This is a genomic window from Acidovorax delafieldii 2AN (genome assembly GCF_000175235.1).
GTDB classification, from domain to species: Bacteria; Pseudomonadota; Gammaproteobacteria; order Burkholderiales; family Burkholderiaceae_C; genus Acidovorax; species Acidovorax delafieldii_B.
The window spans coordinates 1-1,818 of sequence record NZ_ACQT01000444.1 but is presented as its reverse complement, the minus strand read 5'-3'; the positions used below and the strand labels follow the sequence as shown (position 1 = coordinate 1,818).

The following is a 1,818-nucleotide window of genomic DNA, read 5'->3' as shown; positions in this document are numbered from 1 at the left end:
CTTCACGCTCACGTTGTGGATAAGTTCTTGGTCGCCTTCTCCTTCTTGGTGGTCTGTGGTGGTTGCTGTGCGGAGCTATTCTTGAACCGGTAGCTGTCATTGCCGGTCTCAAGAATATGGCAGTGATGCGTGAGCCGGTCCAGCAGCGCCGTGGTCATCTTGGCATCTCCGAACACATTGGCCCACTCGCTAAAGCTCAGGTTGGTGGTGATCACGACGCTCGTGCGCTCGTACAGCTTGGACAGCAGGTGGAACAGCAAGGCTCCTCCTGACGTGCTGAATGGCAGGTAGCCCAGTTCATCCAGGATCACCAGATCGGCATAGGCTAGGCGGTGCGCGATCTGCCCCGGCTTGCCCTGGGCCTTCTCCTCTTCCAGTGCATTGACCAGCTCCACCGTGGAGAAGAACCGCACCCTGCGGTGATGGTGCTCAATGGCTTGCACCCCGAGGGCTGTGGCGATGTGGGTCTTGCCCGTACCCGGTCCACCCACCAGCACCACGTTGTTGGCGTTCTCCAAGAATTCGCAGCGGTGCAACTGGCGTACCAATGCCTCGTTCACCTCGCTGTGGCTGAAGTCAAACCCAGCCAGGTCCCGGTACGCAGGGAACCTGGCCACCTTGAGTTGGTAGGCCACAGAGCGCACCTCCCGCTCGGCGGTCTCGGCCTTGAGCAGTTGGGACAGGATGGGCTGCGCTGCGTCGAAGGCCGGCGCACCTTGCTCAGCCAGTTCCGCAACCGCCTGGGCCATGCCGTGCATCTTGAGCTCGCGCAGCATGATCACGATGGAAGCGATGGCAGGGTCATGACGCATAGCGCACCTCCCTCAATTGGTCATAGCGCAGCACGTTGGCCTGGGGTTCCACAGACAGCTTAAGGGCCTGGGGCGAGGTGACCGGTGCTGGGGCGGGCTTACCGTCCAGCAGGCGGTGCAGCACGTTCAGGATGTGGGTCTTGCTGGCAGCCCCTGACTCCAGTGCCAACTCCACTGCAGCGAGCACAGCTTGTTCATCGTGGTGCAGCACCAGAGCCAGAACCTCCACCATCTCTCGGTCGCCGCCTGGCTGCTTCAAGAGGGCGGCCTGCAGGCGCTTGAAGGCTGCTGGCAGTTCCAGGAATGGAGCACCATTGCGCAAGGCCCCGGGCTTGCGCTGCAGCACTGCCAGGTAGTGGCGCCAGTCGTACACGGTCTGTCCCGCACCATGGTGGTTACGCTCGATCAGGCGCTGATGCTCGCACACGATCTGGCCTTCGGCGGCGACCACCAGGCGATCGGCGTAGACCCGCAGGCTCACCGGCCGATTGGCATAAGGCGCCGGCACGCTGTAGCGGTTGCGCTCGAAGTGGACGAGGCAGGTGGGTGAGACGCGTTTGGTGTGCTCCACAAAGCCATCGAAGGGCCGGGGCATTGGCATCAAGTCGTTCTTCTCCTCGGTCCAGATGTCCGCGACGGTGCCCGGCAGCTTGCCGTGCTCGATCTCGTGCCACAGCGCCACGCAGCGCTCTTCAAGCCATGCATTGAGATCGGGCAGGCTTGGGAATGGCGGCACTACCTGCCACAGGCGATGGCGGGCATCGCGCACGTTCTTCTCCACCTGGCCCTTCTCCCAGCCCGAAGCAGGATTGCAGAACTCGGCCTCGAACAGGAAGTGGCTGACCATGGCCGCAAAGCGCGCATTGACGTCGCGCTCCTTGCCACGGCGCACCCGGTCTACGGCGGTGCGCATGTTGTCGTAGATGCCACGGCGGGGCACACCGCCCAGGACTGCGAATGCATGGTTGTGGGCATCGAACAGCATCTCGTGCGTTTGCAGCGGATA

At 62.8% G+C, this 1,818-nt stretch carries 2 protein-coding genes; both read right to left on the bottom strand.

The window, feature by feature from the left end; translation table 11 throughout:
* Nucleotides 1-8: 8 nt before the first annotated feature.
* Complete coding sequence (gene istB / locus ACDELDRAFT_RS22055) at nucleotides 9-812, bottom strand: IS21-like element ISThsp10 family helper ATPase IstB (RefSeq protein WP_005800888.1); 804 nt, start codon at nucleotides 810-812, stop codon at nucleotides 9-11.
* Nucleotides 802-1,818, bottom strand: a 1,017-nt coding sequence (istA, locus tag ACDELDRAFT_RS22050; protein ID WP_005800880.1) for an IS21 family transposase, incomplete at its 5' end; no start/stop codon positions are given. The genes istB and istA, both read right to left, overlap by 11 nt.